The sequence below is a fragment of the Guptibacillus sedimenti genome (assembly GCF_028610665.1).
Lineage (GTDB): Bacteria > Bacillota > Bacilli > Bacillales > Guptibacillaceae > Guptibacillus > Guptibacillus sedimenti.
The window spans coordinates 215,973-242,746 of record NZ_JAQQWV010000003.1 but is presented as its reverse complement, the minus strand read 5'-3'; the positions used below and the strand labels follow the sequence as shown (position 1 = coordinate 242,746).

Here is a 26,774-nt window from a genome sequence, read left to right as displayed (position 1 = left end):
TTCTTACTTCTATAAAAACCCATTCCCAATTCTATCAGGGGCGTCTTGTAATAGAAAATAATCCGCTCATCAACACGTATGTCAGAGGAATTATCTGTACATACTAATTACTAGAATCGATTAGTAGGAGGGAAGAGGATGGAAGAGTCTCGTTATCGAATCATGTTTACTTATCGGATGAGAAGCGTTGGGTTCCTCTGTTTACATTGTTTTGATACGATTGAAAAACAAATCGTTACTGTACCTGTTTATAGTGGTTACAATGGAATGGAGATCCATCACGATTCCATGCAGCGGTTTCCAGAAGAATTGCTCGAAACGCTTCGTAATGAAAAAGAGAAGATTGACGATGGATTCTATTCCATACGAACCTGGGACGTTGAAAATCTTGGATAAAAACAAATGAGCCGATGTTGCATGCACTGCAACATCGGCTTTTGTTTATTTTTAATGCATCCAGTTAAAACACCATAATTGCAATCCATCCAAGTGCGCCAGAGGCAACCGCATAAAACAACATAGGCCCCATCGTCATCCGAATAATCGTTCCTTCTTTTCCGACCATTCCGACAACTGAAGCAGCTGCCACAACGTTTAAAACACAAATCATATTCCCTGCATTAGCACCTAATACTTGAAGTGAAAGAACAAGTTGTTCATTCATTTGAAGCTGATCCGCTACGCTAAATTGAAAGAGTGAGAACATCATATTGCTAAATGTCGCACTTCCTGAAATGAATGAGCCGAGTGCACCAATAAACGGGGCAACAAGTGGCCAGGCATCGCCAACTGCGTTCGCAACAAGTGTCGCAAGCTCCATTGGCATGCTCAGGAGATTAGAACCATTAATACCAGAATTGATAAAAATCCGAACCATAGGAACCGCTGTTCCAAGCGCAATGACTGTCCCAACCATTGTTTTTATGGAATCCATCATTGTATTTTTCACAGCTGTTCGTGTCATTTTATGGAGAAAGATGGTAACGACGATAACAACAATGAAAATAGTTCCAGGTAAGTACAAAGGTTCAAAAGAAGTACTGATCTCCGTTCCGAGAATGTCTTGCCAGCCTATCTTAACGGAACGGAGCCATCCTTTTATAGGAAGGAAATCCAACCTCGTAAGCACCAATAAAATCGCAACGAGCAAATAAGGAATCCAGGCTACACCTAATGAAAGAGAATGGTGAGGCTTCAAGTTCGTTTGGTTTACACGGTTGAAATCCCAGGGCTCATCAGGAAGAAGAAAGCCTCTTTTGGCAGCTGGAATCACGATGGAAAGGCCAACAAGCCCACCAATAATAGAAGGGAATTCAGGTCCTAGTAAAGTAGCTACGATAAAAGCAGGTACGGTAAAGCTAAATCCAGCAAATAAGGCGAACTTCCATATAGAGAGCCCCTCTTTCCAAGAATGATTTTCACCGAAAAAGCGCGTTAACATCATCACTAAGATTAAAGGAATTAACGTGCCGACAAAAAGATCAATCATGACAGCACTTTGAGTAATGGCCTGAAGGTACTCTCCCATTGACTGACTACCAATAGAAGTTGCTACTTGATCTGCAATGGCTGGTCCCTGTCTAAGCCCCTGATCTACACCAACGATAATAGGTGTTCCTACCGCTCCGAATGATACAGGACTACTATCTGCAATAAGCGCCATCGTAACGGCGGAAAGGGGAGGGAATCCAAGAGCAACTAGAAGCGGAGCACCAATTGCAGCTGGGGTACCAAACCCTGCTGCTCCTTCAATAAATGCACCAAACAACCAGGCAATAATAATGAGTTGAACCCGACGATCCATCGATATGCCCATAAATCCCGCTCGAATCGCATCAATCGCACCACTGTTTCGTAACGTATTTAAAAGCAGAATCGCTCCAAATACAATCCAGATAATCGATAAAGCAATGATCAGCCCTTCCATAGAAGCTGCCACAATTTGTATAACTGGTATTTTCCAAATAAAAAAAGCTACGATTGCAGTAAGTAGTAAACTTCCTGGCATAGCTGTAGTAGCCGGAAGGCGTAGTAGGACAAGCAAGATAAATACCGCAAGAATCGGCGTTAATGCCGCAAAAAGTTGGAGTCCATTCATTTTTCTCACCTTTTCTATGAGGTTAATGTGATCTCTTTCACATATAGCTTATCTAAAATCACCTAAACATTAAGTGACAAACCTCACACTTTAAAACAAACTAGGAAAAGAAAATCTGTTAAAATAGCTTTGAATCAATAATGAAGGAGCTGATATTATGTTAAAAAAAGTCGATTACTTTTTCTATCCTGTTGACGTTACCCAGCCTACTGGGGCAGAAGTGACGTATTATTGGGAAATTAGCGTGGCGGAATACGAAGGTAAAATCTATGCATATGCGAAGGCGGACGAATTTGGAAGAAAAATTCGCTGGCACCAAAGTGATCAGCCTGATAAAGAAAGTGCTCTTACAGTCATTCAAGAAAAATGTAAATCTCAAAGCAAGTAAGAAAAAAGCTAGCGAACTTTGCTAGCTTTTTTAGCACATCGTAACCTATCCAGGTTGTTCATTTTGGCATGCGTTCGGTACATTCAGGGTACGATGAAGAAAAATGGCCAACAAGATAGGATGACGAACGCATGAACCAGAAAATCATAATCCTTAGCACACTTTTATTAGCGCATATTCTCTTGTTTTTAAGCTTTGTTCACTATCCAGAAACGTTTTGGCCTGTTTTTACTGTCACACTTGCGATTTTAATTTTCCTAAGTGTGAAAACAGGAACGCTTTCGTTTCGAAAAATAACAATTAGCAACTGGTGTTATATCCTGATTAGTGCCATCTTGCTTTATGCGATTTCGTATATTGGAATAGAAGGAATCAAGTGGGTTTATCCCTCATTATTTGAAGACATGGAACGCTTTTACGATATTGTGGAACCAGTTAAAGCCTGGCATTTTATTAGTCTTATTCTAATCGTCATCCCAGGAGAAGAGATATATTGGAGAGGGTATATCCAGCAACAATTGAAACGGTATAAAAAAGGAGACACCATTTTCATCGCAACCATTTTATATGCGACAGCCCATCTTTACTCAGATGCCTATTTATTAGTAGCAGCAGCAATAGGCGGCGGAATGGCGTGGGGATGGCTATATGAAAAAACAAAAAATTTTTGGGTCCCACTCCTATCGCATATTCTTTTCGATCTTCTTATTCTCGTTTTTATTCCGCTACTTTAAGGAACAAATGACTTTTCCTAATGGGGAAGGTCGTTTTCTTTTTCACTCAATCCCTGCAAATGATGTCACTATTCTAGACTAAGCGGTTGCGACTTGGTTATACTTCTAGTAGTATTAGAATGAATGGCTAAGAATTGAAAAGAGGGTTATAAATGAAAGAATCAATATACGGATTAACGTTTGATCAGCTAACTGAATGGTTGCTAGAACGTGGTCACAAAAAATTCCGTGCCTCCCAAGTTTGGGATTGGCTCTATAAAAAACGTGTTAAAGAATTTTCTCAAATGAATAACGTAAATAAAGACTGTATTAAGCTATTGGAAGAGAATTTTGCTATCCAGACATTAACTCAAGAAATCAAGCAGGAATCTTCTGACGGTACGATTAAGTTCTTGTTCAAACTACAAGACGGAAACGTTATTGAAACGGTACTCATGCGTTTTCATTACGGTCAATCGGTCTGTGTGACGACACAAGTAGGTTGTAATATCGGTTGTTCCTTCTGTGCAAGTGGACTTCTTAAAAAGAGCCGTGACCTTACAAGTGGAGAAATTGTTGAGCAAATTATGAACGTTCAGCACGCCCTTGATGAAAAGGCTAATGAAGAACGCGTAAGTCACATTGTTATTATGGGAATTGGGGAACCATTTGATAACTACGATAATATGATGGACTTCCTTCATATCGTTAATTCTCAAAAAGGTCTTTGCATTGGCGCTCGCCATATCACGGTTTCTACAAGTGGACTTGCGAAGCAAATTTACGATTTTGCCAATGAAGATTTACAAGTGAACCTTGCGATCTCACTTCACGCGCCTAATGATGAGCTTCGAACCAAGATTATGAAAATCAATAAAGCTTATCCACTTGGAAAACTAATGCCTGCAATTGATTACTATCTTGAGAAAACCAACCGCAGAATTACGTTCGAGTATATCATGTTGAGAGATGTTAATGATCACGTAGAAGAAGCGAAACAACTCGCCAATCTACTAGCTGATAAGCGCCATCTTTCATACGTAAACTTGATTCCATACAACCCGGTTGATGATCACTCTTATCAGCGTAGTGAAAAAGAATCGATTCTTGCGTTCTATGATACGCTTAAGAAGAACGGCATTAACTGCGTGATCCGTCATGAGAACGGGACAGACATTGATGCAGCTTGCGGTCAGCTTCGTAGTAAGCAAGTGAAGAAACTAGAAAACGCAGGAAAATAGCACGAATAAAAAGACGCTCACCATAAATGGTGGCGTCTTTTTATATACAAAGGCAATCACACCAACCATTTTTTAATGCATACACTGAAAACAAGCTAGCTTGAGTTCAACTTGTGAGTAAGGAGACAAAATATGAAAGGTTTAATGATTGTTTTTAGTTTACTATGCATCTGGATTGGATCTGGACTATACACGGATTATCAACGTGAAAGCCTACCTTTTGAGTTAATGGGGGAAGATACAAGCATAAAGTCTGGATATAACGATATTTATATTTTTAGAGAAAATAAACAAATTACTTCACTTGAAGTGTTCGATCAAACTAGAGAACGGGTAAAAGTATATCAAATAGATGATTTAAAGGACCTATACCCATCAGCTTCTTATATAAAAGGAGAAGTGAAAGAAGGAAAACTCTATCTTTTATACGATGAAGGCGGAAAAGTTGTTTCCAAAAGAGTTGTAGTTGGTGCCAGAGGATCTTTATCATTTATGCCTGAAAGAAAATAAATTTTCCTAACAAATCGCCAATTCGTTTTCAGGATTGGCTTTTCTTCTTATAAGAATTAAGTTGATCGGGTCATCACAACAGCAATACCTGTTATAATGGCGTTACTATTGCATAGAGAGGGATTTATATGACAAAGAGCCTTACGAACTCTGAGAGAGATCAAATACTACAAGATCTTACATTTGACCAACAATCATATCTTATGAATATTCTTAAACGAGGTAAAAAAACAGCATTTGCGAATGTGATTGCTCAAAGTAAAGGAAGAATGATTCCAAACGGAGCTACTGATGAGGAAATTGGAATGTTGCTTGACGATTGGATACTAGACGATTACCTGGATGCAGGCGCTGTCTCAGAAGATCTAAAATGCGAATGTGGTCGTGCATTACGCTATCAATATATTGTTCGACATGTAAAAACAGGTGAAGTGCGTCGTTTTGGTATTAATCATTTCGAAGAACACACTGGCTTACCAGGTACCATCGTAAAAGAAGTTGTACAAGGTTTTACAAAAATTGATTATGAGTTAGATGAACTCTTATTAAAAATGCAAAACGGCTCTCCTACATATGACATCCCTGAAGGTTTGAAGCTACCAACCGATATTGAAGAGCCACTTTCCTTACAACTTCCGTTACTTGATCGACAAGAAAAACGGTTAAATAGTTTAATCAGAAGTTACCGTGAAGAAAAAGAAGCGTTACAAAGAGGTAGTAATACGTTAGAGGCTTTAGATATCCCAACACAGAAAAAAGAAGACTTGAAACCTAAAGAAACTCTAACTCAAGATGAGTTACAAGGCTCTTTTGATTTGTTCGCTGAAGAAGCGCAGGAACCTTTACAAGAAATAACAAGTGAGAAACCGAAAGAAACTTATTTTGTGGGAGATCTTTCGTTTCCAACTCAGAAAGCGATAGACGGCTATATTCAACAAGGTACAGAGAGTGCGTTGATGATTTGCGAGCTCTTAATCAAAGAAGGAAAAGTTCAAGACAAACGCTACTCGACAAAGAAACCGAAAATTTACTATGCAGTTTGCACGTATCTCGATTCTTATGTGGCATCGGGCTCCATGTCTGTTGAGCCGCTTGGACGGGAAGATCGCATTTATCGATTAAAAAGAGGACGATGATCCTGACATTTCATAATTATCAGATAAAGCATTGACATTTCATTATACCAGGTCTATAATTTCAAACATGTTCGAAAATTAAATCAATACTCTTATCAAGAGTGGCGGAGGGAATAGGCCCTATGATGCCCGGCAACCTTTCAACTTCAGTTGAAGCTGGTGCCAAATCCTACAGATGATGTCATCTGGAAGATAAGAGGAGGATTCTGTTAGTAATCCCTCTTCTTATTTTTTAAGAAGAGGGATTTTTTATTTTACAGAGAATAAGGAGCTGTTACACATGAAAAGAACACTTCAACAACGCCTGCAAGATGGCCCAGTCATTTGCGGGGAAGGTTATCTGTTTGAATTAGAACGACGTGGTTATCTCCAAGCAGGATCATTCGTGCCAGAAGTTGCCCTAGATAATCCCGAAGCTCTTAAACAAACCTATCGAGATTATATGCTTGCAGGATCTGATGTCGTGCTAGCTTTTACGTATAATGGCCACCGAGAGAAAATGAGAATTATTGGAAAAGAAGAGTTGCTAGAGCCCCTCAATCGACAAGCGATTCGTCTTGCAAAAGAGGTAGCAAAAGAACACCCTGAAGAAGAAGCACTTGTAGCAGGCAATATATCAAACACAAATCTATTTGACCCTGACGATGAAGACAGTAAAGAACAAATTCGTTCCATGTTTGCTGAAATGGTAAAATGGAGTAAAGAAGAAGGCGTTGATTTCATTAATGGGGAAACATTTTATTATTACGAAGAAGCGAAAATAGCCTTAGAAGAAATTCAAAAACATGATCTTCCAGCAGTTATTACACTTGGACTTATGAGTGAAAACATTTTAAGAGACGGCTATACCGTTGAGGAAGCTTGCCGGTTGCTAGAAGAACATGGAGCGCTAGTTGTAGGAATGAACTGTTTTCGAGGACCCGCTACAATGCAGCCATACATCGAGAAGATTAGGCAGTCTGTTACTGGATATGTTGGCGCACTCCCCATTCCTTATCGCACCACAGAAGAACATCCAACATTTTTTAACTTACCTGATGGCGGCTGTGCCTGTACATTGCCTACAGAGACAACCTTTCCAACATCTCTCGATCCACTTTATTGCAACCGTTATGAATTAGCAGAATGGGCAAAAGAAGCAAAAAGTGTCGGGGTAAATTATTTTGGACTATGTTGTGGTGCTTCTCCAAGTATGTTGAGAGAAGTCGCTGAAACAGTAGGTAGAAAAGCTGTGAATTCTATTTACTCTCCAAATATGGAGAAACATTTTCTGTTTGGATCAGATGAATCGTTAAAGAAAAACAATACGGCATATCGACAGAAGGCATAGATGATGACAAAACGGAGCGGGAAACCTCTCCGTTTTTTACTGCAAAAAGAATAGGCCAGTAACGTATTGGCAATAACGATAAAAAGAAAGTGAAAATGGAACCAATACAGATATGTCTGCATGTAATAAAACATCAATACATTTTACGATTGATCCCGGCCCGATTTTTGTTATAAAAGCAGCTTTTCGCAATGAAAAATCTTGCTTTTTATATCCTTAGCGTAAGATTCATTTGAAAATAGTAGCTTCTTTTGTCAAAATGATCATATTCAGACATCAGTTGTGTTATTATTTTAAATGTGTTTGAATATGTGACACAACGAAACTCTAATGAAATCATAACAAAAAGAACTTGTTTTATAAGCGAGGTAGCCTATGGATAATCAAAATGTAATAAATGAACTCCGCTCGATTTTGCCAGAAGCGGAATTGAAAATAAATGAGCCTTTAAATGCCCACACCTATACTAGGATGGGTGGATGTGCAGATGTTCTTGTTTTTCCTAACACAATTGAAGATGCAAGAGCTGCGGTAGAATATGCTTTTCAAAAAAAATATCCTTTAACGATACTCGGGAAAGGTTCGAATGTAATCATTCAAGATGGTGGTATTCGCGGTATTGTCTTGAATCTATCTTCTTTAAAATCGATTAATAAAAAAGACAAAAAAGTGATTGCTCAAGCAGGCGCTCGAATTATTGATGCATCTGAATTTGCGCGTGATGGCAAACTTAGCGGTCTCGAGTTTGCATGTGGTATACCAGGTTCTGTTGGTGGAGCTGTTTATATGAACGCAGGAGCATACGGTGGAGAGATAGCTGATTGTCTCGAAAGTGTGCTCGCTGTAACGAAAGAAGGAAAGTTAATTAAATTAACCGCTGATGAACTTGATTTATCTTATCGTCACAGTAACGTAGATGAAAAAGGTTTGCTTGTTTTAGAAGCAACCTTCGCTCTAAAAGATGGCGACTATAATGAAATCAAAGCGATCATGGATGACCTAACTGAGAAGCGCGAAACAAAACAGCCGCTAGAATACCCTTCTTGTGGTAGTGTATTTAAACGTCCTCCTGGACTATTTGCAGGTAAATTAATTCAGGACTCTGAACTCCAAGGTACACGAATCGGTGGGGCCGAAGTTTCTAAAAAGCATGCTGGATTTATTGTAAATATCGATAATGCTACTGCAACAGACTATTTGGATGTGATTCATCACGTTCAAAGAACAGTAAAAGAAAAGTTTGATGTCGAGCTTGAACGTGAAGTACGCGTTATTGGTGAACCACCTGAGCAAGCATAAAGAGAAGTCAGCCACTCAATTGAGCGGCTGTTTTTTTGTGATTTATTTAAGATAGACAACTTTTGATCATACTGTGAACAAATTCAATCTGCACGATAAGTGCACAATTTCTAGATAAAGTAGTCTTTGATGGTAAATGAAACCAATCATAGGAGGGTATATATGAAAACAAAAAAAGTTATTTTAGGATTAGGATTATCACTATCACTTATTCTTGCAGCATGTGGAAACAATAACGAGGGCATAAATCAGGAGTCCGAAAACAACCAATCGACTTCTAACACTTCAGCAAACTCCGAGAATCACATGGAAGAGATGGAACACTCCGGCTCTTCAGAAGTACCTGAAGGGTTAAAAAGGGCTGAAAATCCTGCTTATCCAGAAGGCAGTAAAGCAATCATTGAAACAGATCATATGAAAGGAATGAAAGGTGCAGAAGCCACGATCTCAGGAGCTTTTGAAACTACCTCATATGTTGTTTCCTATATGCCTACGAATGGTGGAGAACTTGTAGAGAATCACAAATGGGTGATCCACGAGGAACTTGATCAACCTGATAACGCGCCTTTAACACCCGGTACAGAAGTAACGCTTAATGCTTCCCATATGAAAGGGATGGAAGGAGCCAATGCAACAATTGATTCAGCCAACCAAACTACTGTTTATATGATAGACTATATGCCGACAACTGGAGGCGAAGAGGTAACCAATCATAAATGGGTAACGGAAGATGAATTATCTCCTATTGAGCAATAAAGTTTATAGATGTCGCGCAATGGCGAATGAATAAGACAACACATAAAGGATGAATTGTTTTGAAGAAACATTGGATAATAATTTTTGGGGCGCTGCTTCTTATTATTGCAGGATGTCAGGAAGAAAACTCAAAACCAGTAGAAAGCAATAATGAGGTAAAGGAAACCCAAAAGAAAGAAAAAGAAACGGCATCGTTATCAGAATCAAACTTTTATAAACCGACTTCACGCAAGCAAATTAACCATGTTCATGGAATCGGGTATCCTGGCAATCAACATGAATTATTCGTGGCGACTCATCTAGGACCGCTGATTTATCTTGATGGAACCTGGTATGAAGCTAAAGCAAACAACCATGACTATATGGGCTTCCAGGCCGCGTCTGATGGTTTTTATAGTAGTGGACACCCTGGCGAAGCATCCGATTTACCAAATCCGCTCGGATTAATCAAAAGTACTGATCGAGGAAAGACGCTCGAGCAGCTAGGTTTTCAAGGAGAATCTGATTTTCACTATTTAGCGGTAGGCTATGAAACGCACAGCATTTATGCCGTAAATCAACAGAAGAACAGCGAAATGGACATAGGTGTTTATTATAGTGAGGATGCAAGTGATTGGAATCAAGTAAACTTAAAGGGGACTCCCGATCAAATTAATGGGATTTTCGCTCACCCTAGTGATGCTAACGTCGTAGCCATAACTTCGCCAAAGGGACTTTACCTTTCTGAAGATCAAGGAGAGTCGTTTACACCAATGACAAAGGGCAGCTCTATCACCTCAATGGTCTTTCTTAAAGACCGTATCATCTTCGCCAAACAGGGAGCAGCTAGCCAACTTGTGTCCCTTAAGAACAGAGAAGAAACGCCCATTTCTATGCCGAACAAAATAGAAAAGGCGATTGATTATCTCGCGGTGAATCCACAAAATGAAAATGAGATTTCTTTTCATACATCTGATGGTAGTCTCTATCAAACAAAAGATGGCGGGGAATCTTGGGTCACTTTAATCGATCAGGGTAAAATAAACTAATTGCGACATCATGTCTCCTACTTAAACTTTCAACAATTCCCTCAAATTATCCAGAATTTGTGCAGAATTAATGAAATTTACATCTTAGCAACTTTATTTCGTTTTTACGTTTATTATCAAGTAAATAGGAAAATATGACAGTGTATTACATTATTAAGGAGGAATTTAATCATGTCACATGAAAAGTACGGTTCAATGATTCAAACACTCCACGAATGTATGACTGCATGCAATCACTGCTATGACGCTTGTTTAAAAGAAGAAGATGTAAAAATGATGGTTGAGTGTATTCGTTTGGACAGAGAATGTGCGGATATCTGTGGATTTCTTGAACAAGCCCTTGTAAGAGGAACCCCATTTGCCTCTGAACTTGCTCAAGCATGTGCTACCATTTGTGAGGCATGTGGAAACGAGTGTAAAAAGCACGATCACAAACACTGTCAGGATTGTGCAGAGTCATGTTTTAAATGTGCGGAAGAGTGTAAGAAATTAGCAGCATAATTGTAGAATGAGTTAAGAAGTCTGTTGAATCATAAGCAGGCTTCTTTTTTTATCACCAATTTGTTCATCTTGAAACAAAGCAGACAAGCTGCACACTTTCTCGATATAATGCTGGTAGAATAGCTGAAGACAAGGAGAGAGAAATGAGATTGAAGAGAAAAAGTAAATTAGCAACAAAATTAGGTCTGTTTTTTCTTACAAGCATCTTACTCCTTGAGGGGATTTTGTTTCTGGTGCTATACTTCGGCTTTTTAAATGAGCGGATTATGGCTGAAACTGATGCCCTTCTAGCGCGGGGAAACAGTCATAGAGATGTCCTAGAAAAACATTTCGATCGTGAAACAATGGAACACGTTGCTCTAATGGAATCTGAAGCTGAAACTCAAGTAATTATTACAGATGAAAGGAATAGCGTTCTCGTTCATTCGAATACTGTGACGTCTATGATCAGAACAACCCTTGCCTCATCATCTCCTCTTCCAGTGTCAGGAGATATAGTGGAAGGCGATTGGGGCAATGAACCTTATGTTATGACCGGTTCTCCCATCGTGGTAAATGATGAGCTTGTCGGAAACGTCTATATGATCCTCGATACAAAGAGTATTCGCGAAGTACGCGATCATTTAACAACCCAATTTTTGATCATTAGTGGTCTCGCACTCTTCCTCACCGTTATTACAATTATTTATCTTTCAAGGATGATTACACGTCCATTGATTGAGATGAAAGTAGCAACGCAGCAAATGAGCACAGGGGATCATAATGTCTCCTTAAAAGTGGATCGAAACGACGAATTAGGTGAATTAGCGAAAGGGATTCAAAGCTTATCAGATGATTTGCTCCGATTAAAAAATGATCGTAGTGATTTTCTAGCGAATATTGCTCATGAACTAAGAACACCGTTAACTTATTTGAGTGGTTATGCAGACATCGCTCAACGAGAAGAGTTATCTTCTACAGAGAGAAGTACTTATCTTTCAATTATTAAAGAAGAATCAGAGAACTTAACTTCTCTCGTTCGAGATTTGTTTGATATGGCTAAAATGGACCAACAAGGATTTGTGATCGATCGTGAGGAAGTCGAATTGTGTTCGTTGATTCATCAGGTAAGGGAGAAAGTAAGGCCTGCTTTTGAAGGTAAGGGGATTAATCTTATCGTGTCCTGTCAGAATAAAATCCATCTTGATATTGATTCTACAAGGTTTTCTCAAGTGATTTTAAACCTTTTGGACAATGCTCTGCATTATAGTGAGTCAGGAAAAACGGTACTCATCGAAGTTCAATCTTTTCAAAGCGACGTGATTGTTAGAGTAATTGATGAGGGAGAAGGAATTCCTGAAAAGGATTTGCCTTTCATTTTTGAACGTCTCTATCGGGTTGATAAGTCACGTTCAAGAAAGTACGGAGGTTCTGGACTTGGTCTTGCTATCGCTAAAGAAATTATCGAGAAGCATGGAGGTAGTATAAAGGCGGAAAGTCAAAAAGGAAAAGGGACAACGATCACCATTGTTTTGTTAGGAGGTGAATCACGTGAAAAATGTGCTGATTGTAGACGATGAAGAGCGGATGGTAGAGCTAATCTCTCTTTATTTGAAACCAAATGGGTACACCATTTATGAAGCATATACAGGCATAGAAGCACTACATAGATTAACTGAACACAAAATAGATCTCGTTTTGTTAGATATAATGATGCCCGACATGGACGGCTTTGCGACGTGTGAAGAAATCCGAAATCAATCAGAGGTGCCGATTATCATGTTAACAGCAAGAGAGCAAAATGAAGATATTGTTAAAGGATTCAAGTTAGGCGCAGATGATTACATCACAAAACCATTTGATGAACGTGTTCTTCTTGCTAGAATGGAAGCTTTGGCTCGACGCGTAAAACAAGTTAATCAAAATCAAGTGATCTTCAAAGGACTAACCTGGGATGCAGACAAACATCTCGTATCATATTATAGTGTGCCTATTCCTATGACTCCCATTGAATTTAAGTTGCTTGGCCTATTCTTGAAAAATCCCGAAAAAGTATTTAGCCGAGAACATCTGATCCAGTTGATTTGGGGATTTGAATCAAACACAGAAGGACGCACGATTGATTCACATATTCGAAATTTGCGTGAAAAGTGTAGACATGCGGACTTTCAAATCACCAACCATTTAATCACCATCTGGGGTGTAGGTTACAAGTGGAAAAATGAATCTCCATAATTAATGGTTACCCACGACTATGACTGCCTAATTGGTGGTCATTTTTTCTTTCACATTATCTCGATCAAATCTGGATATTTTTTGGGAACAATAAGTGAAGATGAATAACATCTACCATCTTATACTAAAAGAAGGAGGCTAGTATGGACCATTCTAAGCATGAAGAACATCACCATTCCGAACATAAGCAAGATCACAGTTCTCATCACGCACATATGGTAGAAGATTTTAAAAAGAGGTTTTATCTTTCTTTATTAATCACACTACCTATACTCGTTTTGTCACCTATGTTACAAAATTTCGTTAATCTAAACTTAAGATTCACGGGAGATCTCTACATTTTATTTGCTCTTTCGACTGTTATCTTTTTTTATGGAGGGTGGCCTTTCCTCACAGGAGCATGGAGGGAACTAAAAGATAAAAACCCTGGAATGATGACACTTATTGCACTTGCCATTATCGTCGCATATGTCTATAGTTCATTGACGGTATTCGGTTTATCTGGGAAAAACTTCTTTTGGGAGCTAGCGACTCTAATTGATATTATGCTTCTCGGTCATTGGATCGAAATGAAATCAGTGATGGGAGCATCAAAAGCACTAGAAGAGCTAGTAAAACTGATGCCATCTGAGGCTCATCGTGTTAGCGAAGACGGCTCTATTGAAGATGTTCCTACATCAGAATTAAACGAAGGAGACCACTTGCTTATTAAACCTGGAGAAAAAGTCCCCGTTGATGGAACAATTGTAAAGGGACAATCTTCGATTGACGAATCGATGTTAACGGGTGAATCTGTACCAGTGGAAAAAGAAAAAAATGATGAAGTTATAGGTGCCTCGATTAACGGAGAAGGTTCTTTGACTGTAAAAGTTGAAAAAACCGGTGAAGATAGCTATCTTTCTCAAGTTGTCACAATGGTGAGAGAAGCTCAAGAATCGAAATCAAGAACACAGAATTTTTCAGATCGTGCTGCTAAATGGCTTTTCTACCTTGCGCTTGTAACAGGAATAATAACATTACTAACTTGGGTTTTACTTGGGTATGATTTTGTTTTTGCTTTAGAACGTATGGTGACAGTCATGGTCATTGCCTGTCCACATGCTTTAGGTCTTGCAGCACCTCTTGTCGTCGCAAGATCAACCGCCTTATCGGCGAAAAAAGGACTGCTCATACGCAACCGAACAAGCTTTGAGGAAGCAAGAAAGTTAGAAGCGGTCGTCTTTGATAAGACTGGTACACTAACAGAGGGGAAATTTGGAATAACAGATATCATTACTGAGAAAGAAGAAGATGAAATCATTCTTCTAGCTGCTTCCGTTGAATCTGAATCAGAACATCCGATAGCTCGCGGCATAGTTGAGGATGCAAAAGAGAGAAACGTGAACTTGAAGTCCGTTGAGGATTTTCAATCGATTACCGGTAAGGGATTACAAGCAAGGGTCGATAATAAAAAAGTAATGGTTGTTAGTCCAGGTTATATGAAAGATGAAGAAATCGATTATCAAAAAGACCGCTATGCGGATCTTGCCAAACAGGGAAAAACAGTTGTATTCGTTTTAGTCGATGGAGAATTAGTGGCTATGATCGCACTTGCTGATAGGATTCGAGAAAGTGCAAAGAATGCCATACAGCAATTAAAAAACTTAAATGTCTCATCTATGATGCTTACAGGTGATAATAAACAGGTAGCAACATGGGTTGCGAAACAACTTGATTTAACTGAAATTTATGCAGAAGTTCTTCCTCACGAGAAAGCCGATCAGATAAAGAAAATCAAACAAAAAGGATTAAAAGTGGCGATGACGGGAGACGGAGTGAATGACGCTCCAGCTTTAGCAAATGCTGATCTTGGAATTGCGATTGGAGCAGGAACAGATGTCGCCATGGAAACGGCCGATGTGGTTTTAGTAAAAAGTAATCCTGAAGAGGTGGTATCGATTATTGAATTATCAAAAGTAACCTATAAGAAAATGATTCAAAATCTCTGGTGGGCAGCAGGCTATAACATTATTGCCATCCCGCTCGCTGCAGGGGTTTTATATCCAATCGGCATCGTTCTAAGTCCAGCAATTGGTGCGGTACTCATGTCTTTTAGTACGGTTATTGTAGCGATAAATGCAAAGTTATTAAAAGCGTAAATAGCTGGGTTAGAAGCGGTTTTGATCGCTTCTAACTAGTTATCATATTACACTGAACTAAATCGGCACCAACAAATTAAATTATGAGGAGTAAACATGATTACCAAAATACCTACGCGGGTATATAAGTGTGTGCATCAAGTTATAAGGGGGCGATTTTTATGATGAGCGGCGGAATGAACGATGGATTCTGGGGATTCGGATTTTTTGGAATCCTAATTGCTATAGCTATTATTGCAATCATCGTATGGATGATGAAGCCTGAAAAGAAATCAAGTGATTTAAATTCACTCGAAACATTAAAAGAACGGCTAGCTAGGGGAGAAATTTCTGAAGAAGAATATGACCGCTTAAAAAAGAAAATTAGTGAGCAATGAAAAGGCTGAAACGTTTTTTCATAAGTGCAATATCACTCTAGACGTCGAGGTGAAAAAAATGAGAAAAAAAATAATTGGTAGTTCTATGATTGCCATTTTATTGATGATAGGAGGATGGCTTGTTTTTAAGTCACCTTTACTAACTGACAATTCACTTCCCGCAAGTGTAAATCAAGATGGAACTAGCATAATAGAAGTAAATGCTCAAGAAGTGGATGATCGACCAGTAAAGAAATTCAATTTAACTGCGGAAAAAAAAGAATGGAAAATTAGCAAGGAAAAGAAAGTCGATGCCTGGACTTATAATGGAACAGTTCCAGGAGAAGAAATACGTGTAACAGAAGGGGATTACGTAAAGATTCAATTAAAAAATGAATTAGATGTACCAGTTACTATTCACTGGCATGGTGTATTATTACCAAATGAAATGGACGGTGTACCTGGACTTACACAGGATGCTGTTCAACCAGGAGAATCGTTCACATATGAATTTATTGCTGGAGATGCGGGAACGTACTGGTATCACTCACATCAGCATAGCTCATTACAGGTAGATAAAGGTCTTTATGGTGCACTTGTTGTTGAAGAGAAGAAAAAGAAATATGATAAAGATGAAATTTTTATCCTCGATGAATGGGCAGTGAATCAAGATAAACAGAACTTATCTAATATTGGCGGAATGATGATGGGAAGCATGTCAGGAGATGGAGAAGCAGATACGAAGCAAATGTACGATACGTTCACAATCAATGGGAAAGCTGGTTCTTCTATTGAGCCTTTAGTCTTAAAAGAAGGTGAAACAGCCAGGCTACGTTTCATTAATGCAGGGTACCAAGTTCATCGATTGGTATTTCCTGAAGACTCCATAGAAGTAATTGAGACAGATGGTGAAGAAGTATCTGATAAAACAGAATCATCGAATGTATTAGAAATTGCCCCTGGCGAAAGGATTGATGTTGCTTTCACAAAACAGGATGGGGAACCAGCGGTCATTGGACAATCAAATACCATTGAAAATGCAGAGGATATGAAAATTCCAGTCGTTACAAAGAAGGATGACGTTTCTGCAGCAATGAATACACCTCTCAGTTCTAATACATCTGTTGTAGATGGGACAACTTTTGGCAGTGAAAATGTGATATTTACTAAAGTACCAGCTAACCCCGATGTAACGTATAACATGGATTTAAGCATGGGGATGGATATGGGAGAAGGGATGGCATTTCAGATTAACGATGAAACATTTCCAAATACGCCACCCATTCAAGTTGAAAGCGGAGATATCGTAAAGGTCGAAATAACGAACTCTGGAAGAATGAATCACCCAATGCACTTACATGGACATAGGTTTCAGGTTACTTCAAAAAATGGTGAGGAACTGAATGCTCCATTCGTGAAAGATTTAATTCACGTAAAACCTGGTGAAACATATACCATTTATTTTAAAGCAAATAATCAAGGAGAATGGTTGTTTCACTGTCATGATAATAATCATGCAGATCGTGGTATGGTGACGATCGTTGATTATAAAGGGGTCTACTCACCGTTTGAATTAGGAGGAAAAAACAACAATTCACCAAATTAAAAAGGTAAATCGGTGTTTAGCATACTCTTGGGAAAACGAACCAGTATATTAGGTGAAAGTTGAATTAAACTAATCAGTGTGGCTAACGATTAGAAACACGTCTTTTAACTTTTATCTAAGGAAGTGATATGAAGTGAATTATAAAAAGCGTAACACCCAGAAAGGAAAAGGTAAAACCGCTACTGTTATGGCATTAAGTGCTCTTGGTGGAGCGGCAGCCTATGCCCTTACCAACCGTATGCAAAACGGATTTGGTGGCATGCAGCAACATTCACAGCAAAATTCTTCCCAAAAGGCACAATCGCATTCTCAACAGCCTCAACATCAAGATCCTGAATCCTTGAAGCAAATGGCATCCGCTCAAGGAATCGATAATGATGCGATCGCAGAATTCACAAATGCTATAAAAGACGATTTGCGATAAGGGAAGCACTCCCAAGTGGGGGTGCTTTTCTTTAACTAAAGAAGCGCTTTTTTCTAAAATTGACTTGCGATACGGATCGTGATTATTATATGCGTGCTCAAGAAGCAAAAGAGTATGGAATTTTTTGACGAAATCATCCAGAAACAAAATAGATTATCTAAGGGACGGGAAACCGTTCCTTTTTATTTTGCAAAAGGTCAGCGAGTCTCTATGTAGAATAAATAAATTGAATGCAATCGTAATAAATAAAAAGGAGTGTTGAAATGATTAATCAAATCGGTCAAATCATGCTATACGTTGATGATCAGGATGAGGCACTAGCATTTTGGACAGAAAAGGTTGGATTTCATCATGTTGCAGAGGAGAACAATAGCGGGGGAATGAGATGGATCGAGATAGCACCAACTCTGGAAGGGGGGACAAGCATTGTCCTTCATGATAAAGCGTTAATAGCGAAGATGGAGCCTGAGCTTAATCTCGGAACACCATCCCTTATGTTTTACACGAACGATTTAGATCGTTTATACGAAAGTTTTAAGAGTAAAAAAATAACCGTTGGGGAAATTGTGTCGATGCCTTCAGGACGCGTTTTTAACTTTGCAGATCCTGAAGAACATTATTTTGCAGTAATGGAAAAGAACGAAGCGTAAAATAGACTGATTGTTTTTACTGAACATCATCATTCATTTGATGATGTTTTTTTCGTTAAATCCATAACTAAAATGATGATTAAATTTCAGAATAATTGAAAAAGAACTAGAAATGAAGGGAATCATTCATTATAATAAATGAAAAGAAGTATTAACTTCATAAACGAACGAAAGGAGCAGCTATGAACCAGCTTTCCATTAATCAAATGATTAAACAGCATTATCCTTCCCTATCTACCGGTCAAAAAAAAGTTGCAGAGTGGCTCACCCAAAATCATGAGGAAGGAGCATTGCTAACCGCTTTTCAAATGGGAAGGAAAGTGGGAGTCAGTGAAACGACTGTCATTCGCTTCTCCTATGCACTTGGATTTAAAGGATATTCTGAAATGCAGGAATCCGTACGAACTCATTGGTTAGGAAAAACTAGAACCAAACAAGTAGGAAATTCTTCTGATGTACAGGAAGTAACTGAACACACCCTTTTTAACGATATTGTGAAGGAAGAAACGGCTGTCCTACAGCAATTGTTAACGCAAATAGACAAAGACGAGATCTGGAAGGTGATTGATCGTCTGATTAAAGCAAAATCTGTTTACATTGCTGGCTTTGGAAGTTCGTACGGAGCGGCATACTGGCTGCATTATAATCTGAAGCAATTAAGGGAGGGGATTAGTCTTTCGAATTCAAGTGGTTTCTCACCTGAAGATCTTTGTGATCTCACGCAAGATTCTGTTGTCTTTCTGTTTTCATTCCCGCGTTATCGAAGAGAAGCGGTTGACCTTGCTACGTGGTCACAACAGCAACAGATCCCTGTCATCTCCATTACGAATCGGCAATTATCTCCCATAGGCTCGCTTTCAACACTTACCTTAACAACGGAGGAGAAGATGGAGTCAGGTCACCACTCTATTTCCTCAGTAATTAGTCTTTTAGAAATGATCCTAAAAGGAATACACTTCAAAGACCGTGATCGTATTAGTCTTCGTCAACAAAAGTTAGAACAGCTCTACAGTAAACAAAGCTGGTTTGTCGAATAACACGATAAGGAAAAGGTGGAATGTTTATGAATGGATTGCCCAAACCAAAAGAAAACATCAATGTTACTTCTTATGACACAAAGGATATCTTAACGTTTTTAATCCCATCCTTGATTGGAATTCTATTGTTTATTGTCCCTATTAAGCAGGATGGAGGAATCACCATCCCTGTTGCGTTTTTGGCAGGATTAATCAATGATTCCATCGGTACTCTTATTCCAGCCATAACCGTTTTCATTATGGGTGCTTCTACAATCGGTTCGTTTATTGCAATTACAATGAATCCATCATTTATAACGAAAAGAACCGGTTTACATACTTTACTTCACGTAAGTCCTTTCTGGTTAATCGCTCGATTACTCGGAACAGTATTTGCCGGAATGACGCTTTTTAAGCTAGGACCTGAAATGATTCACTCTGAAAACACAGGTGGACTTTTAATCTATGATTTAATTCCAATACTATTTTCAACGTTTTTACTAGCGGGTCTATTACTGCCACTTCTTTTAAATTTCGGATTACTCGAGTTTTTTGGAGCACTGCTTATTAAAATCATGAGACCGCTCTTCACATTACCAGGTCGATCATCGCTTGATTGCCTTGCTTCATGGGTAGGTGACGGGACAATCGGTGTCCTTCTGACAACCAAACAATATGAAGAAGGATATTACACAAAACGAGAAGCAGCTGTCATTGCGACTACTTTTTCAGTTGTTTCGATTACATTTACGATTGTCATTATTACTTATTTAAATTTAGAACAATATTTTCTCCATTACTACGCAACAATCATTATTGCTGGTCTAGTAGCAGCTCTTATTATGCCACGCATACCGCCATTGTCTCGGAAATCAAACAATGGGTATGAGCAAACAGAATTGAAGGAAGAAACGGGAATTCCTAAAAATATTTCATCAGCGAATTGGGGATTTCAACAAGCTGTTTCAAAAGCTCAAAAGAACAAGGGACCGTTGAGCGTAGTAAAAGAAGGAACGCAAAACGTTTTAGATATGTGGTTAGGCGTATTACCGATTGTCATGGCCATAGGTACGATCGCATTAATTACGGCAGAATTTACTCCTTTCTTTTCTTATTTAGGAAAGCCTTTTGAACCTATTCTAACGCTAATGAACGTTCCTGAAGCAGGAGAAGCAGCCCAAACCATGGTTGTTGGATTTGCCGATATGTTTCTACCTGCTGTAATTGGTAGCGGCATTGAAAGTGAATTAACTCGCTTTATCATCGCTTGTGTTTCGGTTACGCAATTAATTTACATGTCAGAGATGGGTGGATTGCTTCTTGGTTCGAAGCTTCCGGTTAGCATTTTCGATTTGATTATTATTTTTCTCATTCGTACATGTATTACCTTGCCGATCGTTGTTGGTATCGCACACGTAATCTTTTAATAGAAAGGAGCATCTTAGTGGAATTTGTAGATGCGCATCATGATGACATATTAAAAACTTATGAAGATCTACATGAACTAGCTGAAGCAAGCTGGCAAGAAGAGAAAACTTCACGTTATTTAAAAGAAAAGCTATCAGACGCAGGGTATCATATTCAAACATTTGAAGGACATTTCGGTTTCGTTGCAGAGTTTAATCGTAACAGCACTGAGGTCATTGCGCTTCGTGGCGATATGGATGCGTTAGTTCAAGAAGTGGAGGGCGTTGTGAAGCCGAACCATTCATGTGGACATGACGCGCATAGTACGATGGTATTATTTGCTGCGCTTTCCCTTATCAAGCAACCAATGAAGCACACCATTCGGTTTATTTTTCAACCAGCAGAAGAAACGGCTGAAGGGGCATTGAAAATGATCGAGGAGCAGGCACTAAAAGATGTTGTCTTTCTCGGAGGGGTTCACTTACGTCCGTCGATTGAAATCCCTCTAGGAAAAGCAGCCCCTGTTATTTCTCATGGAGCAACAACGAGTATAAAGGGATGGATTGAAGGTGTACCTTCTCACGCCGCGCGGCCAGAAAAGGGAAATAACCCGCTCGAAGCAGCCGCGGCTATGATTCAAGCTCTAAAACAAATCCATTTAGACGTTCCAGACGCTTACTCGGTGAAAATCACTGAACTTCATGGAGGTGAAGCTTCCAATTCAATCCCATCGAAAGCGCGATTCACACTGGATTTAAGAGCAAGATCTAACGAGACGATGACCCAACTTATTGGAGAAACGAATCACGTCATGACGAAAGTGGCGGAGTTAACGAAAACAGATATCACTTCCTCCGCTGCCGAATTTTCTCCTGCAGCTGTGAAACATGCACTTGCAATTGACCTTGCGACTATCGCGATAAGCGCCACTTTAGGGCGCGAAAACGTCATATCAGAATGTACGTCACCAGGAGCGGAAGATTTTCATTTCTATGCGTTGAAACACCCTTCAGTCGCTTCAACTATGATTGGGCTCGGCTGTAACCTACTCCCTGGATTGCATCATCCGAACATGCATTTTAATAAAGAAGCCTTAATGGATGGAACGAAGATTCTAATCCAATTACTTTTAGAAGCTGATCAACAGAACTGGCTAGAAAGAAGGTAGCAAAATGAAGACACAACCACTTATGATTCGTACCCTTCATTCAGTGGAAGAACTTGAAGAAGTTAGACGTTTAGAAACAATTGTATGGAGCTTTGATGACTCCGTTCCAGTCAATCAAAGTATGGCAGTTGTGAAAAATGGCGGATTTATTTTAGGAGCCTTTTATGAAGATCAGCTCATCGCATTTCAATATAGTTTTCCAGGATTTGATGGCAAGAAGGTCTATCTCGTTTCTCAAAGTTTAGGAATTCATCCTGATTTTCGTAAAAGAGGAATTGGTGAGAAATTAAAGATGGAACAAAGAAAAACAGCCGCCAATATGGGCTACGATTTCATAACATGGACTTACGATCCATTAGAAACGGTGAATGGATCGCTGAATTTAAATAAGCTCGGGGCCGTGGTGAAATCGTATCTTCCTAACGTGTATGGCCTAATGAATGATAACCTGAACGCCGGAATACCGACTGATCGCTTTTTAGTTGAGTGGCATACGAAGGACCATAAGGGAGTGCGGGAGTTAGAACAAACCCTTCCTCATGCTCTGATCACGGGTGGCGGTGACACTCGTTTTCACCATCCTGACAAAATAGATCTATCCATCACTGCTAAGAAAATGTATGTGCCTGTGCCTGGGAATTTTCAAGAAATTAAAAAAGTGAATCTACCACTTGCAAAAGCGTGGAGGGAGCAAACGGGAATCGTGTTTACGCATTATCTTCAGCAGGGTTGGTGTGTTACGGATTTAGTAAAAAGTGATGGCAACATCAATCTATATTTATACCTCTTAGAAAAAGGTGATTCAAATGAAAATTAACAACATTATCTTAAGACACATAAAAATGGATCTCTTACATCCTTTTACGACTAGCGTTGGTACAGAGCGGGATAAAGATATTATTTTAGTTGAAGCCACCACGACGTCTGGACATTCAGGTTGGGGAGAATCGGTAGCCATTATGGAACCTATTTATAACGAAGAAACTGTTCAAACCAATTGGCATATGATGATCGATCATTTGATTCCACTTCTTTCCGGTGAAGAATTGAATCATCCAGATGAAGTATCAGAGCGTTTCAAAAAAATTCGCGGCAACTACAATGCAAAAGCAGCAATTGAAGGTGCGATATGGGATCTTTATGCGAAAGTAAATCACATGCCACTTGCAAAAGCACTTGGGGGGGTGAAAAAGACCATAGAAGTCGGGGTCAGCGTAGGCATTCAATCGTCACCAGATAACATTTTAAAGCAAATTGAAGATTACGTAAAAGAGGGGTATAAGCGAATAAAAGTAAAAATCATGCCTGGTTGGGATGTTGAGATCATCAAACTAATACGACACCATTTTCCATCCATTCCACTGATGGCAGATGCAAACTGTGCCTATACGTTACAGGACATTGACCATCTGAAGCAGCTCGATCAATTTGACTTAATGATGATTGAGCAACCGCTCGCACATGATGACATTATTGATCATGCGAAACTACAGTCTCAACTAAAAACACCAATTTGCTTAGATGAGAGCATTCATAGTTTAGAAGATGCTAGAAAGGCGATTGAACTCGGCAGTTGTCAAATCATTAACCTTAAAGTAGGGCGTGTCGGTGGGCTAACTGAATCAAAGAAAATTCATGATCTTTGCGTGAAGCATAATATCCCGATGTGGTGTGGAGGAATGCTTGAAGCCGGAATTGGACGTGCTCATAACATTGCCATTACAACATTAAGTAACTTTTCACTTCCTGGAGATACAGCCCCATCGTCTCATTATTGGAAGCGAGATATCATTAGACCAGAAGTTGAAATGAATAGCGGCTACATTCAAGTACATGAGAAGCCAGGAATCGGATATGAACCTGATAGAGATTACATTGAGGAATTGACGATTGTTCAGAAAACCATTCAGGTGAATTAGTGAAGTGTAAAGAGAAGCCACTTACCTAGGGTGAGTGGCTTTTTTATGCTGAATGGTATTTAATGCTCATTACCGAAAAAGAAAACATCAAAATATAACAACCAAAGATGACAATATAGGTATAAAGAAGTGCATTTGAAGTTAAAAGTGTTCTTTTTACGGATACAGGAACACTTGTTCTCCAAGCTGTATCAATCGGTTTTTCATTTGATAATACATCAAACATAACTGTAAATATATATTGCACATTTTTGACAGCGCTTTCAATAAAAGGTATACTTCTATATAAAGTTAATGTCGGTCATGATATCAAGAAGATACGTTACATTCTTTGAATGTTCATTCAAAGTAAATATAATGTGTCTTCTTTTTTTTCGCTTAAAGCATATTGTAAGTAATACTATGCGACATTCTAACCAGTACGGAGGTGATTCAGAGTTAACTAAGATAAGCAGATGTATCATTTTTACTGTTAATGGGTTCGAGTCTTTAATGAGATTAATCGTTACGTAACATTATTCTTGTAAAATACTTAGCAACAGGGGGATAAGATGGAAAACAAGAAAACGATCATTTGGTTAGTGGTTGCTTTGTCGTTCATTTTGATTGGTAGTTATGCAGCTTTTCTATTTAACAGTTCAAGTGGAGAGGTGGATGTTTCACGTATATACTTTGATACTCCGAGGGGAGAGCTTTCAGGTCTATTGTACAAACCTGATGGTGCTGATCAAACCCCAAGACCAACACTCGTCACAACACACGGATACCTTAACTCTGGGGAAATGCAAGATGCTCAAGCCATTGAAATGTCTAAGAGAGGATATGTTGTTTTAGCTTTAGATCAATATGATCACGGACACTCAACAAACACAATGGAAAAACCGGTCCCGTTTTTCTCATTTTGGCCAAATGCGATTTATGATGCCGTGCAGTATATGTATGATCAAAAATTTGTTTTAAAAGATGAAAATGGCAACGGTATCATCGCTGCTTCTGGCCACTCAATGGGCGGATTCTCTACAACAAATGCGGTTATTTTAGATGAGAAAGATTTTGAGACAACAGGCATTAGAAAAATTTATAGCGATCTTACGATGGGTTCTGATTATCAATGGGTACAGGCACTTGAAATGGGTGCTGAAGATATTAACAATGCCTATGGTCCAAGAACATCAGGTAAAATAGCTGCACAATATGATGAGTTCTTCTTTGATCCAGCAGCTACAGCGGCTGGAAAATCTGTCGTAAAGAAAAATTATGTAGGCACAGAAGAAGGTGCGGGCTTCTTAGGAAATCCAGACAATCCTCAAGCCGGGAAATTTTACGAAGTGAATGATGGAAAACGAATCATTTACCAACCAAATGAAACCCACCCATGGAATCATTTTTCAAAACAATCTACAGAAAACGCAGTAGACTTTTATGATGAAGCTTTTGCTGATTATGGTGACATTGTCACGATTGGTAAAGACGGTCAGACATGGATGTACAAAGAATGGTTTTCATTTGTAGCCTTAATTGGTTTCTTTTTGCTCTTTGGTCCAGTCATTTCACTATTATCAACATTACCTTTCTTTAACAGCATTTATACAAAAGTACCATCACCACTACCAGAACCAAAAACAAATGGCGCAAAACTAACAAGCTTCTTAATTGTAATATTTGCTGGTTTGTTCCCAGCACTCTTTTTCCCTGCATTATATAGTGGGAATGTTGACGCAATGAGACTTTTAAGACAATTTAGTATGGTTGTTATCGCCGTTTCGGCTATTGTCTTAATTTACTCATTCATTAAAAATTCCGAGCGTAGTGTTAAATCGATTTCGTTCATTATGCTTGGATTTGGGGTTATTCAATATATTTATTTAAGAAAACAAAGTGATTTCCTTATGACAACAGAGTACTTTGCTGCACCAACAGTAAACCCAATCGCTTACTGGGCGATTAATGTAGCAATCGTCACATTGATGATCATGGTGTGTTACCACTTCGTTTCGAAAAAACCAGAAGGGGCAACGATTGAAAACTACGGGCTAAAAGTAAGCGTAAAAACAATGATTGCTTCACTTCTAACAGCAATCGTAGCCATTGTGATAGGGTATGGGGTACTTTATCTTGTTGATGCGGTGTTCAAAATAGATTTCCGTCTATGGACATTTGCTGTTAAAACATTTGAAAGCCAGCATGTCATCGCAACTTTAAAATATGCACCACTTTTCTTAATCTATTACTTTATCGTAGGTCTCTCTGTCAATATGAATACAGCTAGCGCTAAATACGAGGGTCTAAAAGGATACGTAATCGCCGCACTACATTTTGTAGGTGGTCTCATTCTTTACCTGGGTTACCATTATGGATTGTTGTTTATCACAGGAACAGCTGGTTATCCTTCAGAATCACTATCTTCCATCATTATGATTGCTCTTGTACCAGCACTGTTGATCGCTTCCATCTTCAATCGATACTTCTATCGAAAAACCGGCAATGTCTATGTAGGAGCCTTCCTAAACACGTTGTTAATAACATTAATTACAATAGCAAATACAACGCTTTATTCCATCTTATAATTAATCGACATATGACCAAACAAAACCAACCAAAGGAGTTACAGCCCTATGGTTGGTTTTGTTTATGTATGTGTAAAGCATAGAATTTTGGAAGAGTCATTAAATAAAGTGAACAAAAAGATGGTTCATCAAGAGTATAAAAATGGATAGGAACGATGTAATAGAAGAGAGGTAGCGGATTTTTAAGATGTTCCTTTGATTCAAGTTAAACTAAATTCTAAAACAAAAAGTTCATTCTGAAACGAGCTTTTTATACCTAATAAATCATTTATTGGATAAAAGTGCTCAAAATCGCCTTTCAGAACATTT

26 protein-coding genes and 1 riboswitch are annotated in these 26,774 nt (G+C 38.8%); of the genes, 25 read left to right on the top strand and 1 reads right to left on the bottom strand.

The features are described 5' to 3' along the window. Nucleotides 1–138: 138 nt before the first annotated feature. Nucleotides 139–396 (top strand): hypothetical protein, encoded by a 258-nt coding sequence (locus PQ578_RS15690; RefSeq protein WP_273835341.1) that lies wholly within the window; start codon nt 139–141, stop codon nt 394–396. A 64-nt stretch (nt 397–460) separates the two neighbouring features. Here PQ578_RS15690 and PQ578_RS15685 read toward each other — a convergent pair whose 3' ends face one another. Further along, nucleotides 461–2,098 (bottom strand): L-lactate permease, encoded by a 1,638-nt coding sequence (locus PQ578_RS15685; protein ID WP_273835339.1) that lies wholly within the window; start codon nt 2,096–2,098, stop codon nt 461–463. Between the two features lie 157 nt (nt 2,099–2,255). On the opposite strand from PQ578_RS15685, the gene PQ578_RS15680 reads away from it, so the two are divergent. The 24 genes from PQ578_RS15680 to PQ578_RS15570 all read left to right on the top strand — a co-directional run bounded on the left by PQ578_RS15680 (nt 2,256) and on the right by PQ578_RS15570 (nt 26,465). Next, on the top strand, nt 2,256–2,486 hold the full coding sequence (locus PQ578_RS15680; protein ID WP_098443741.1) for a hypothetical protein: 231 nt from the start codon (nt 2,256–2,258) through the stop codon (nt 2,484–2,486). Nucleotides 2,487–2,617: 131 nt separating this feature from the next. Next, nucleotides 2,618–3,220, top strand: a complete 603-nt coding sequence (locus PQ578_RS15675; protein ID WP_098443742.1) for a CPBP family intramembrane glutamic endopeptidase — start codon at nt 2,618–2,620, stop codon at nt 3,218–3,220. Between the two features lie 152 nt (nt 3,221–3,372). Then, the gene (gene rlmN, locus PQ578_RS15670) at nt 3,373–4,440 is read left to right on the top strand and encodes a dual-specificity RNA methyltransferase RlmN (RefSeq protein ID WP_098443743.1); all 1,068 of its coding nucleotides are present in this window, start codon (nt 3,373–3,375) and stop codon (nt 4,438–4,440) included. A 132-nt stretch (nt 4,441–4,572) separates the two neighbouring features. Next, complete coding sequence (locus PQ578_RS15665) at nt 4,573–4,950, top strand: hypothetical protein (protein WP_273835335.1); 378 nt, start codon at nt 4,573–4,575, stop codon at nt 4,948–4,950. 128 nt (nt 4,951–5,078) lie between these two features. Continuing rightward, the gene (locus PQ578_RS15660; RefSeq protein WP_273835333.1) at nt 5,079–6,086 is read left to right on the top strand and encodes a DUF3895 domain-containing protein; all 1,008 of its coding nucleotides are present in this window, start codon (nt 5,079–5,081) and stop codon (nt 6,084–6,086) included. Between the two features lie 89 nt (nt 6,087–6,175). Beyond that, nucleotides 6,176–6,285, top strand: a riboswitch (SAM riboswitch). A gap of 81 nt (nt 6,286–6,366) precedes the next feature. Beyond that, on the top strand, nt 6,367–7,416 hold the full coding sequence (locus PQ578_RS15655) for a homocysteine S-methyltransferase family protein (RefSeq protein WP_273835331.1): 1,050 nt from the start codon (nt 6,367–6,369) through the stop codon (nt 7,414–7,416). Between the two features lie 375 nt (nt 7,417–7,791). Continuing rightward, nucleotides 7,792–8,715, top strand: coding sequence for a UDP-N-acetylmuramate dehydrogenase (gene murB / locus PQ578_RS15650; protein WP_224880420.1), 924 nt, complete (start codon nt 7,792–7,794; stop codon nt 8,713–8,715). A 162-nt stretch (nt 8,716–8,877) separates the two neighbouring features. After that, nucleotides 8,878–9,471: a YdhK family protein gene (locus PQ578_RS15645; RefSeq protein WP_273835329.1), complete on the top strand. Its 594-nt coding sequence runs from the start codon at nt 8,878–8,880 to the stop codon at nt 9,469–9,471. 59 nt (nt 9,472–9,530) lie between these two features. Next, the gene (locus PQ578_RS15640) at nt 9,531–10,499 is read left to right on the top strand and encodes a F510_1955 family glycosylhydrolase (RefSeq protein WP_273835327.1); all 969 of its coding nucleotides are present in this window, start codon (nt 9,531–9,533) and stop codon (nt 10,497–10,499) included. Between the two features lie 171 nt (nt 10,500–10,670). Next, complete coding sequence (locus PQ578_RS15635) at nt 10,671–11,000, top strand: four-helix bundle copper-binding protein (protein WP_273835326.1); 330 nt, start codon at nt 10,671–10,673, stop codon at nt 10,998–11,000. Nucleotides 11,001–11,143: 143 nt separating this feature from the next. Next, nucleotides 11,144–12,559, top strand: a complete 1,416-nt coding sequence (locus tag PQ578_RS15630; RefSeq protein ID WP_273835324.1) for a sensor histidine kinase — start codon at nt 11,144–11,146, stop codon at nt 12,557–12,559. Next, nucleotides 12,531–13,214 carry a response regulator transcription factor gene (locus PQ578_RS15625; protein WP_273835322.1) on the top strand — a complete coding sequence of 228 codons (684 nt, stop codon included), beginning with the start codon at nt 12,531–12,533 and terminating at the stop codon, nt 13,212–13,214. Before PQ578_RS15630 ends, PQ578_RS15625 begins: the two co-directional genes overlap by 29 nt. A gap of 143 nt (nt 13,215–13,357) precedes the next feature. Next, on the top strand, nt 13,358–15,352 hold the full coding sequence (locus PQ578_RS15620) for a heavy metal translocating P-type ATPase (protein WP_273835319.1): 1,995 nt from the start codon (nt 13,358–13,360) through the stop codon (nt 15,350–15,352). Nucleotides 15,353–15,513: 161 nt separating this feature from the next. Beyond that, nucleotides 15,514–15,729, top strand: coding sequence for an SHOCT domain-containing protein (locus tag PQ578_RS15615; protein ID WP_273835317.1), 216 nt, complete (start codon nt 15,514–15,516; stop codon nt 15,727–15,729). A gap of 58 nt (nt 15,730–15,787) precedes the next feature. Next, the gene (locus tag PQ578_RS15610) at nt 15,788–17,314 is read left to right on the top strand and encodes a multicopper oxidase family protein (RefSeq protein ID WP_273835316.1); all 1,527 of its coding nucleotides are present in this window, start codon (nt 15,788–15,790) and stop codon (nt 17,312–17,314) included. 133 nt (nt 17,315–17,447) lie between these two features. Beyond that, complete coding sequence (locus tag PQ578_RS15605; RefSeq protein ID WP_273835315.1) at nt 17,448–17,738, top strand: hypothetical protein; 291 nt, start codon at nt 17,448–17,450, stop codon at nt 17,736–17,738. A 59-nt stretch (nt 17,739–17,797) separates the two neighbouring features. After that, nucleotides 17,798–17,866 (top strand): ATP-dependent Clp protease proteolytic subunit, encoded by a 69-nt coding sequence (locus tag PQ578_RS22520; protein ID WP_420541573.1) that lies wholly within the window; start codon nt 17,798–17,800, stop codon nt 17,864–17,866. Between the two features lie 135 nt (nt 17,867–18,001). Continuing rightward, nucleotides 18,002–18,388, top strand: coding sequence for a VOC family protein (locus tag PQ578_RS15600; protein WP_273835314.1), 387 nt, complete (start codon nt 18,002–18,004; stop codon nt 18,386–18,388). A gap of 182 nt (nt 18,389–18,570) precedes the next feature. Then, the gene (locus tag PQ578_RS15595) at nt 18,571–19,425 is read left to right on the top strand and encodes a MurR/RpiR family transcriptional regulator (protein ID WP_273835313.1); all 855 of its coding nucleotides are present in this window, start codon (nt 18,571–18,573) and stop codon (nt 19,423–19,425) included. 26 nt (nt 19,426–19,451) lie between these two features. Next, nucleotides 19,452–20,831, top strand: coding sequence for a YjiH family protein (locus tag PQ578_RS15590; protein WP_273835312.1), 1,380 nt, complete (start codon nt 19,452–19,454; stop codon nt 20,829–20,831). Nucleotides 20,832–20,848: 17 nt separating this feature from the next. Continuing rightward, nucleotides 20,849–21,979: an amidohydrolase gene (locus PQ578_RS15585; protein ID WP_273835311.1), complete on the top strand. Its 1,131-nt coding sequence runs from the start codon at nt 20,849–20,851 to the stop codon at nt 21,977–21,979. Nucleotides 21,980–21,983: 4 nt separating this feature from the next. Then, complete coding sequence (locus tag PQ578_RS15580; protein ID WP_273835308.1) at nt 21,984–22,796, top strand: GNAT family N-acetyltransferase; 813 nt, start codon at nt 21,984–21,986, stop codon at nt 22,794–22,796. Continuing rightward, a complete protein-coding gene (gene menC / locus PQ578_RS15575; RefSeq protein ID WP_273835306.1) occupies nt 22,786–23,898 on the top strand; it encodes an o-succinylbenzoate synthase in 1,113 nt (370 codons plus the stop codon). Before PQ578_RS15580 ends, menC begins: the two co-directional genes overlap by 11 nt. Before the next feature lie 551 nt (nt 23,899–24,449). Continuing rightward, nucleotides 24,450–26,465 carry an alpha/beta fold hydrolase gene (locus PQ578_RS15570; RefSeq protein WP_273835304.1) on the top strand — a complete coding sequence of 672 codons (2,016 nt, stop codon included), beginning with the start codon at nt 24,450–24,452 and terminating at the stop codon, nt 26,463–26,465. Nucleotides 26,466–26,774 lie beyond the last annotated feature (309 nt).

What these genes read in the sequence shown, in the direction of transcription:
- PQ578_RS15690 (WP_273835341.1), top strand. Translation starts at nt 139, where the DNA reads ATGGAAGAGTCTCGTTATCGAATCATGTTTACTTATCGGATGAGAAGC.
- PQ578_RS15685 (WP_273835339.1), bottom strand. Translation starts at nt 2,098, where the DNA reads ATGAATGGACTCCAACTTTTTGCGGCATTAACGCCGATTCTTGCGGTA.
- PQ578_RS15680 (WP_098443741.1), top strand. Translation starts at nt 2,256, where the DNA reads ATGTTAAAAAAAGTCGATTACTTTTTCTATCCTGTTGACGTTACCCAG.
- PQ578_RS15675 (WP_098443742.1), top strand. Translation starts at nt 2,618, where the DNA reads ATGAACCAGAAAATCATAATCCTTAGCACACTTTTATTAGCGCATATT.
- rlmN (WP_098443743.1), top strand. Translation starts at nt 3,373, where the DNA reads ATGAAAGAATCAATATACGGATTAACGTTTGATCAGCTAACTGAATGG.
- PQ578_RS15665 (WP_273835335.1), top strand. Translation starts at nt 4,573, where the DNA reads ATGAAAGGTTTAATGATTGTTTTTAGTTTACTATGCATCTGGATTGGA.
- PQ578_RS15660 (WP_273835333.1), top strand. Translation starts at nt 5,079, where the DNA reads ATGACAAAGAGCCTTACGAACTCTGAGAGAGATCAAATACTACAAGAT.
- PQ578_RS15655 (WP_273835331.1), top strand. Translation starts at nt 6,367, where the DNA reads ATGAAAAGAACACTTCAACAACGCCTGCAAGATGGCCCAGTCATTTGC.
- murB (WP_224880420.1), top strand. Translation starts at nt 7,792, where the DNA reads ATGGATAATCAAAATGTAATAAATGAACTCCGCTCGATTTTGCCAGAA.
- PQ578_RS15645 (WP_273835329.1), top strand. Translation starts at nt 8,878, where the DNA reads ATGAAAACAAAAAAAGTTATTTTAGGATTAGGATTATCACTATCACTT.
- PQ578_RS15635 (WP_273835326.1), top strand. Translation starts at nt 10,671, where the DNA reads ATGTCACATGAAAAGTACGGTTCAATGATTCAAACACTCCACGAATGT.
- PQ578_RS15630 (WP_273835324.1), top strand. Translation starts at nt 11,144, where the DNA reads ATGAGATTGAAGAGAAAAAGTAAATTAGCAACAAAATTAGGTCTGTTT.
- PQ578_RS15620 (WP_273835319.1), top strand. Translation starts at nt 13,358, where the DNA reads ATGGACCATTCTAAGCATGAAGAACATCACCATTCCGAACATAAGCAA.
- PQ578_RS15615 (WP_273835317.1), top strand. Translation starts at nt 15,514, where the DNA reads ATGATGAGCGGCGGAATGAACGATGGATTCTGGGGATTCGGATTTTTT.
- PQ578_RS15610 (WP_273835316.1), top strand. Translation starts at nt 15,788, where the DNA reads ATGAGAAAAAAAATAATTGGTAGTTCTATGATTGCCATTTTATTGATG.
- PQ578_RS15600 (WP_273835314.1), top strand. Translation starts at nt 18,002, where the DNA reads ATGATTAATCAAATCGGTCAAATCATGCTATACGTTGATGATCAGGAT.
- PQ578_RS15595 (WP_273835313.1), top strand. Translation starts at nt 18,571, where the DNA reads ATGAACCAGCTTTCCATTAATCAAATGATTAAACAGCATTATCCTTCC.
- PQ578_RS15590 (WP_273835312.1), top strand. Translation starts at nt 19,452, where the DNA reads ATGAATGGATTGCCCAAACCAAAAGAAAACATCAATGTTACTTCTTAT.
- PQ578_RS15580 (WP_273835308.1), top strand. Translation starts at nt 21,984, where the DNA reads ATGAAGACACAACCACTTATGATTCGTACCCTTCATTCAGTGGAAGAA.
- menC (WP_273835306.1), top strand. Translation starts at nt 22,786, where the DNA reads ATGAAAATTAACAACATTATCTTAAGACACATAAAAATGGATCTCTTA.
- PQ578_RS15570 (WP_273835304.1), top strand. Translation starts at nt 24,450, where the DNA reads ATGGAAAACAAGAAAACGATCATTTGGTTAGTGGTTGCTTTGTCGTTC.